5 protein-coding genes and 1 pseudogene are annotated in these 6,811 nt (G+C 66.5%); 3 read left to right on the top strand and 3 right to left on the bottom strand.

Going from position 1 to position 6,811, the window contains the following annotated elements; genetic code table 11:
- Both P3L18_RS27350 and P3L18_RS27345 read right to left on the bottom strand, forming a co-directional pair.
- Window positions 1-409, bottom strand: a pseudogene (locus P3L18_RS27350) (HNH endonuclease); the annotation flags it as partial.
- A gap of 377 nt (window positions 410-786) precedes the next feature.
- On the bottom strand, window positions 787-948 hold the full coding sequence (locus P3L18_RS27345; RefSeq protein ID WP_155828416.1) for a hypothetical protein: 162 nt from the start codon (window positions 946-948) through the stop codon (window positions 787-789).
- A gap of 158 nt (window positions 949-1,106) precedes the next feature.
- Between P3L18_RS27345 and P3L18_RS27340 the strand changes: the two genes are divergently transcribed.
- From P3L18_RS27340 to P3L18_RS27330, 3 genes are all read left to right on the top strand, one after another.
- A complete protein-coding gene (locus tag P3L18_RS27340) occupies window positions 1,107-2,729 on the top strand; it encodes an FUSC family protein (protein ID WP_276115893.1) in 1,623 nt (540 codons plus the stop codon).
- Between the two features lie 196 nt (window positions 2,730-2,925).
- Window positions 2,926-4,776: a 2-isopropylmalate synthase gene (gene leuA / locus P3L18_RS27335; RefSeq protein WP_276115892.1), complete on the top strand. Its 1,851-nt coding sequence runs from the start codon at window positions 2,926-2,928 to the stop codon at window positions 4,774-4,776.
- A 379-nt stretch (window positions 4,777-5,155) separates the two neighbouring features.
- Window positions 5,156-5,320 carry a hypothetical protein gene (locus P3L18_RS27330; RefSeq protein WP_020172538.1) on the top strand — a complete coding sequence of 55 codons (165 nt, stop codon included), beginning with the start codon at window positions 5,156-5,158 and terminating at the stop codon, window positions 5,318-5,320.
- Window positions 5,321-5,351: 31 nt separating this feature from the next.
- On the opposite strand, the gene P3L18_RS27325 is transcribed toward P3L18_RS27330, so the two are convergent.
- Window positions 5,352-6,758, bottom strand: coding sequence for an amidohydrolase family protein (locus P3L18_RS27325; RefSeq protein WP_276115891.1), 1,407 nt, complete (start codon window positions 6,756-6,758; stop codon window positions 5,352-5,354).
- Window positions 6,759-6,811 lie beyond the last annotated feature (53 nt).

Genomic DNA, 6,811 nt, shown 5'->3' with positions numbered 1-6,811 from the left:
CGGTGTCGAGGGGTTCGGGGCATCGGGTGTCGATGTGCGCCAACCCGCGCACGATCGCATCCACATGTTCGGAGGAGATGGACCCGTCCGCCGCGTGCGCGAGCAGCAGATCCACATCGGTGGTGGCGGCAACCCGCACATATCGCGAAGCGACGGCCGGTGCGAAACCCATGCTGATCAACAACTCCCGTAGCCGGGTCGTCTTGTGATCGGCCACTCCCAGCCGATCCATCTCACCGGTAAGTGATGTGGCGTGGTGATCAACCAGATTGCGCAACAACAGGACTTGTTTCATCGCACCAAAGGCTTGTGGCCCGGTCATCTCCGGATTCCATTGCAGGTCGCTGAGTTGGGTGACTATGTCAGCGAAGATCGCCTCGGCGTCAAGAACTTCGGTGGTGTCGATCATGGGCCCCTCCCCAGTGGCTGATCGGTGTGATGGGTCCAGTCTACACGAAAGCATGTTCGATGCAAGGGGTACTTTCGATCAATTCTGCTTGTGGACAACATGTTTCGGCGACAGTTTTCTGTCGGTGGGATGTGGTAAGGGGTGCGGTTTCGTCTGTCGTGCTCTCGATGTGGTTGGGACGCTTGTTGTCTCACCGGGTCTCGAGGCCCGGCGCCGGGGGCGCCGTGCACCTCGACCATCGGAAGGGGTCACGACCATCGGGTAGGGCGGGTAGCTCGACCACCGGGAGAAGGGGTCACGACCATCGGGTAGGGCGGGTAGCTCGACCACCGGGAGAAAGGTTCGCGACCACCGGGAGAGGCCTCGCGACCCGCGCTCTACTTCTGAACGACAGGCGCAGTGATCGGCGCGGTGACAGGAGCAGGGGCCGGTGGCGCGGCCGTGGCCACGCCACCGGATGCGGCGGCGGTGACGATGCCGACACCGACCACACCTATGGACAGTCGACGGAACACCGGGCGGCGGATGTGTTTACGCATGGGGACTCTCGACTCCTTCGGGATTGATGTCATCGGCGATCGACTCGAAGCGGCGATCGACTGGAGCCAACCGTATGAGCCGATGTTGGGAGGCGGCTGTCCTCGTGCTGCTGATCGCCGGTGACCGCAGCGATCGTGCGCTCTAGAGTGAGTCGGCGATGCCCCACGCCGACCCCCGCCCCGCGCCACCCCCGCGTCCGTCGATCAGACGCGCGTTCTTCGCCGTCCCCGACATCCGCGGGCGATGGGCTGCGGCGCTGCGGGCCGGGTTGGCATTCGCGATACCCGCCGCGGCGCTGTATCTCGTGGGTTTCGAGCGGGATGCACTTCTCGCGGCCCTCGGCGGGTTCGCGGCTCTGTACGGCGAAAAGCGCCCCTACCGGGTTCGGTGGCGGGCGGTGCTCACCGCCGCAGTCCTGCTGGTGGCGGCGTCCGCGGGATACGGCGCGCTCGGTGCGTGGGCCGGACCCGATGCATCATTATCCGAGGATCTGGTGATCGTCGCACTACTGGTCTGCGGTGCAGCGCTGGTCACCTTCGGGGTCAATGCGCTGCGCCTCGGACCACCCGGTCCGTTCTTCTTCGTACTCACCGCAGCGGTCGCGTCCGTGGTGACGCGCCACGGCGTCGATCTCGGTCCGCTCGTCGTCGCCACCACCGCCGGTGGCGTCGGCTCCCTGATCGTGGCAATGGCGCCCGGCCTGTGGCGTCCCCATGGCCCGGAGACCTCGGCGACCCTTGCCGCGATGGCGGCGGTGGAGGACTACCTGGACGGCAATCGTGGCGCCGATCGCGCCCGACGGCACGGCGTCGCCCTGTCGACGCTGCATGCGTGGACCGTGCTGCACGACGCAGCGGCGACGAATACCGCTTTGGCACAACAGCTCTGGCAGTCGATGCATCGACTGCACGACGCTCGCGACCCGCTGGCGATCTCCCCGCCGCTGGGTCGTCCGACGGTCGCTCACCGCCTGCGCATGGCCACGGCCCCGTTCAGCCACGCCCAGATCACCACCGGCCGGGTGATCGTCTCGGCGTTCTGCGCAGGCGCGATCTCGGTCGTCGTCGGCCTCACCCGGCCGGACTGGGCGATCCTCGGCGCGGTACTCGTCCTGCAGTTGGGACCCGATCGGATTCGCGGGGTCATCCGCGGCGCTCACCGGCTGGCCGGCACCGTCGTCGGACTTGCGGTCTTCGCAGCCCTCCATCTGCTCGATCTCGGCGTTCCCGCGCTCATCGTCGTCATCGCCGTGCTCAATGTGCTGATCGAGCTGACGATCGTCGGCAACTACGCGGTGGCGGTTACCTTCATCACGCCGCTGGCGATGCTCATGGGCACCCCGTCGGCCGACATCACCGTCCCGGTCCGCGATCGTTTCCTGGAGACCCTGGTGGGCGTGGTTCTGGCGATCGCCTCGATGTGGCTGGTCGGTGCCCACCTGCATCGGCGCAGCGCCATCCGCGCCGATGACGCCGTACTCGTCGACGTCGACCACGTGTTGGAGACGGTCACGATGGTGCCCGTCGGAGCACCGGAATCGCTGATCGCCCGCCGAGACCTGCAGTGGACCCTGCTCGAGTCGGAGATGGCCGCGACCGATGCGGCCGGCGACGAACCACCATGGGCGCGCGAGCACTGGGCCCACCACGTGGCGGTGTGTCAGGTCGGATACGAGACACTGTCATGGTGCTGGCGTGCAGATCAGAGCCGATCGCTCGACCCGACGCTCGTCGGGATGCTGACCGAGCGCCGGTTGCTCCTGGGTCCCCCGGCACCGTGAGCCCCGGCCGGGTGGTGACCGAGGGGCGAGCCACCCCGTGGTTGATCCGTCGCGACCACCAGGAGTACTGTCGAGCGCATGCAGCGCGCGCTCCTTCTCGGTTGCCGCGGCGGGGTCTGAATCGACCGGCCCTCCGTCGCGGGCCTTCTTATGCGCCGGTCATCTTCCCTCTTTGACTTTCGGAGATTGACCAATGATGGCAGCAGCAGACACCTTCACCTCGGGCGCGAGTCGTATCGTCGAGCCCACGGGACCCATTCCCGCCGATCAGCCGGTCTGGAACAAGCAGCGCAGCTCGGCGATGCCCGTGCACCGTTACCGCTCCTTCGCCGACGAGGTCGAGGCGGTATCGGTTCCCGACCGCACCTGGCCCGACAAGGTCATCGACCGCGCACCCCTGTGGTGTGCGGTGGACCTGCGCGACGGCAACCAGGCGCTGATCGACCCGATGAGTCCCGCCCGCAAACGTCGCATGTTCGACCTGCTGGTCCGGATGGGATACAAGGAGATCGAGGTCGGATTCCCCTCGGCGAGCCAGACCGACTTCGACTTCGTCCGCGAGATCATCGAGGACGGCGCCATCCCCGACGACGTCACCATCCAGGTCCTCACCCAATGCCGTGACGAACTGATCGAGCGGACCTTCGAGGCGTGCCGCGGCGCCGCGAACGTGATCGTCCACTTCTACAACTCCACCTCGGTCCTGCAGCGTCGCGTGGTGTTCCGCGCCGACAAGGGCAAGATCACCGAGATCGCCACCAACGCCGCACGCCGGGTCCTCGAGGAGGAGAAGAAGTACCCCGACACCAACTGGCGCTACGAGTACTCCCCCGAGTCCTACACCGGCACCGAGCTGAGTTACGCCAAAGAGGTGTGCGACGCGGTCACCGAGATCATCGCCCCCACCCCGGACAAGCCGATGATCATCAACCTGCCGGCGACCGTGGAGATGGCCACCCCCAACGTGTATGCGGACTCGATCGAGTGGATGAGCCGCAACCTGGCTCGTCGCGACTCGATCATCCTGAGTCTGCACCCGCACAACGACCGCGGAACCGCGGTCGCCGCAGCGGAATTGGGCTATCAGGCGGGCGCCGACCGTATCGAGGGCTGCTTGTTCGGCAACGGTGAGCGCACCGGCAACGTCTGCCTGGTGACGCTGGGCATGAATATGTTCAGCCGTGGCGTCGATCCGCAGATCAGCTTCTCCGACATCGACGAGATCCGGCGCACCGTCGAATACTGCAACCAGCTCAATGTCCCCGAACGTCACCCGTACGGCGGCGACCTGGTCTACACCGCGTTCTCCGGCAGCCACCAGGACGCGATCAACAAGGGCCTCGACCAGATGAAGGTCGACGCCGATGTCGACGACTCCGACGTCGACGACATCACCTGGGCCGTACCGTATCTGCCGATCGATCCCAAGGATGTCGGACGCAGCTACGAGGCCGTCATCCGCGTGAACAGCCAGTCCGGCAAGGGCGGCGTGGCCTACATCATGAAGACCGATCACGGCATGAGCCTGCCGCGGCGCCTGCAGATCGAGTTCAGCCGGGAGATCCAGAAACTCACCGACGGTGAGGGCGGCGAAGTGTCGCCGAAGGAGATGTGGGACGTCTTCGCCGACGAATACCTGCACCCGGTGCGTCCGCTCGAGCGGATGCGCCAGCGTGTGGACGCCTCCGAGGTCGACGGCGGCGACGACACCATCACCGCAGTCGTGAAGGTCGACGGCGTCGAGAAGGAGATCAGCGGGACCGGTAACGGTCCGCTCGCGGCCTTCGTCGACGCCCTGGCGACGGTCGGATTCGACGTCCGGGTTCTCGACTACAGCGAGCACGCGATGACCGCCGGCGGCGACGCCAACGCCGCGTCGTACGTGGAGGCGCAGGTCAACGGTGAGACCGTGTGGGGTGTGGGCGTCGCCTCGTCCATCACCACCGCCTCGTTGCGCGCCGTGGTGTCCGCGGTGAACCGGGCCCATCGGGTCACCGCTCCTGCCGACGACACCGCCGACGCCGCACCGCGGACCTGGGCTCCGTAACACCGGCGCACACCCGAGCCGGAGTATTGCAGCCGGAGCATCACAGTCAGCCCGATGCGCGGGTGAACCCTGCCGCATCGTGTGAACGCACGGGCCGGACACACCTCGAGTGACCCTCGAATCGTGTCCGGCCCGTGCGGTGTCTCAGCGGAGATACTTCACGAGAGTCGCTGTGCGAGTTCAGTACTCGGCAATCGCCGAGACCGTTCCGCGCTCGATCCCCGACCAACTCGGCATGATCGGCCGCATTCAGCTCGGAATACCGAGAAGCGAAACGGGCCGATCCGCGCCAGATCACACCCGCGGCGGACAGGTGAGTGTGGACACCTTATGCGCTGGTGAGTGGACGTGACGGCCTCGCCACGGACAATGGGAACACATGACCAACATGGAATTTCTCGCACTCGCCGCAGTGCTCGTACTCGTGGCCTGCGCCGCGGGGATCGGTGCACTCGTCGGCATCATCGCCCAGTCCGGGCCAACCGCCCCATCTGCAGGGCACTCCGACGACGCCGTCCCCGCGGACACCCTTCCCGCCCGCTGATTCACGACCGGCCGGGGGTTCCTCATCCGGCTCACCCCTCGTCCGGGCTCACCCGCTGCCCGCGGACGTAGACCTCGGCGATCGCCGGTTCACGCAGCGCCATCAACAACGCGAACAACTCCTGTTCGCGGGCCAGATCGGCGTCGTCGGCCCGAATCCCGTTCGCAAGGACCACTTCCAGCGGCGGCCATCGCCACGGCTCGACGACCAGGAAGTCGGCCTCCTTGCCGACGTCGAGATTGCCGAACCGATCCTCGGCGTCGAGAGCTCGCGCGCCGGCCAGCGTTCCGGTGAACAACAACTGCGCCGGATGGATCGACACACCCGCGTCTCCCGGCTCGGAGATGTGCACCTTGAACGCATCGGAGAGCACGCGGGAGATCAGCCACTCATCGCCTGCACCGCAATCACTTCCGGCCGCCACGGTCACCCCGGAACCGACAGTTCTGCGCCACGGCATCGTGCCCGATCCGAGAAACAACTGCGAGGTCGGGCAGTGCGCGATCGACGTCCCGGTCTGCGCCATCCGATCCAGTTCGGCGTCGGTGCAGTGCACGGCGTGCGCCAGGATCGTGCGACGTCCCAACAGACTCTCTCCGCCGTGTGCCGAGCCCGGCAGGAACTTCCCGTCGTAGGTGTCGAGGTAGGTGTCAACCTCGAAAAGCTTTTTCACCGAATCGATCTCACCGGTGCCCGGCCGATTGTTCTCGTTGAGGTGGGTGTGGACATACACCCCGGTATCGGCCACCTCCGCATACAACTCACCCAGTGCCCGCAACGTCTGGGTGGTCACCGACAACGTGAACCGCGGCACGATCGCTGTGTGCAACAACGACGTTGACGGGTCGCCGGTATCGGCACCATGCCAGCGTTCGATCTCCGCGCGGGTCAGAGCGATGGCGTCGGCCTCGGAGGTGAGCAGCGGCTCGGCGGAATCCGGTCCGACCGTTTGGATTCCACGTCCACTGACCAGTCGCAGCCCCACCCGGGCGGTCTCGGTGAACAACGCGTCCTGGGCGTGGCCGAACGCCGACCCGAACACCATGGCCGCGGTTGTGCCGGTGGCGATCCGTCGTGCGGTGAAGTCACGGGCGATCCGCTGTGCGAACTTCGGGTCGGCGAGCCGGGCCTCGGCGGGAAAGATGCAGGTGCTCAACCACTCCAGTAATTGCCCACCCCCGTAGGCGTCGAGCGAATAGGTCTGCGGGAAGTGGATGTGGGCGTCGACGAATCCCGGGATCAGGTAGGCGTCACCATGGTCGACGGTGACGCCGTCGGCGTCCTCGGACAGGCCGGCGCGCGGACCGCTGTAGACGATGATGCCGGTCGCGTCGTCGATCACCAGTGCGCCGTCGGCGATGTCGACCAACGCCGCGGGGGCCTCCTGCAGCGTCGGGGCACCGGTGATGTGGATCAGATGGCCGAGATGGATGGTCACCGGAACACAAAAACACAGCGCCGCCGATTCGGCGCGCCGAGCACCGCCGGGTG

It is taken from the genome of Gordonia sp. N1V (assembly GCF_029269935.1).
Classification (GTDB): domain Bacteria; phylum Actinomycetota; class Actinomycetes; order Mycobacteriales; family Mycobacteriaceae; genus Gordonia; species Gordonia polyisoprenivorans.
This window is presented reverse-complemented; position numbering and strand designations above follow the sequence as displayed.

Bases quoted from the DNA above. Each gene is read 5' to 3' on its own strand.
- leuA (WP_276115892.1), top strand. From the start codon at position 2,926: ATGGCAGCAGCAGACACCTTCACCTCGGGCGCGAGTCGTATCGTCGAG.
- P3L18_RS27340 (WP_276115893.1), top strand. From the start codon at position 1,107: ATGCCCCACGCCGACCCCCGCCCCGCGCCACCCCCGCGTCCGTCGATC.
- P3L18_RS27345 (WP_155828416.1), bottom strand. From the start codon at position 948: ATGCGTAAACACATCCGCCGCCCGGTGTTCCGTCGACTGTCCATAGGT.
- P3L18_RS27330 (WP_020172538.1), top strand. From the start codon at position 5,156: ATGACCAACATGGAATTTCTCGCACTCGCCGCAGTGCTCGTACTCGTG.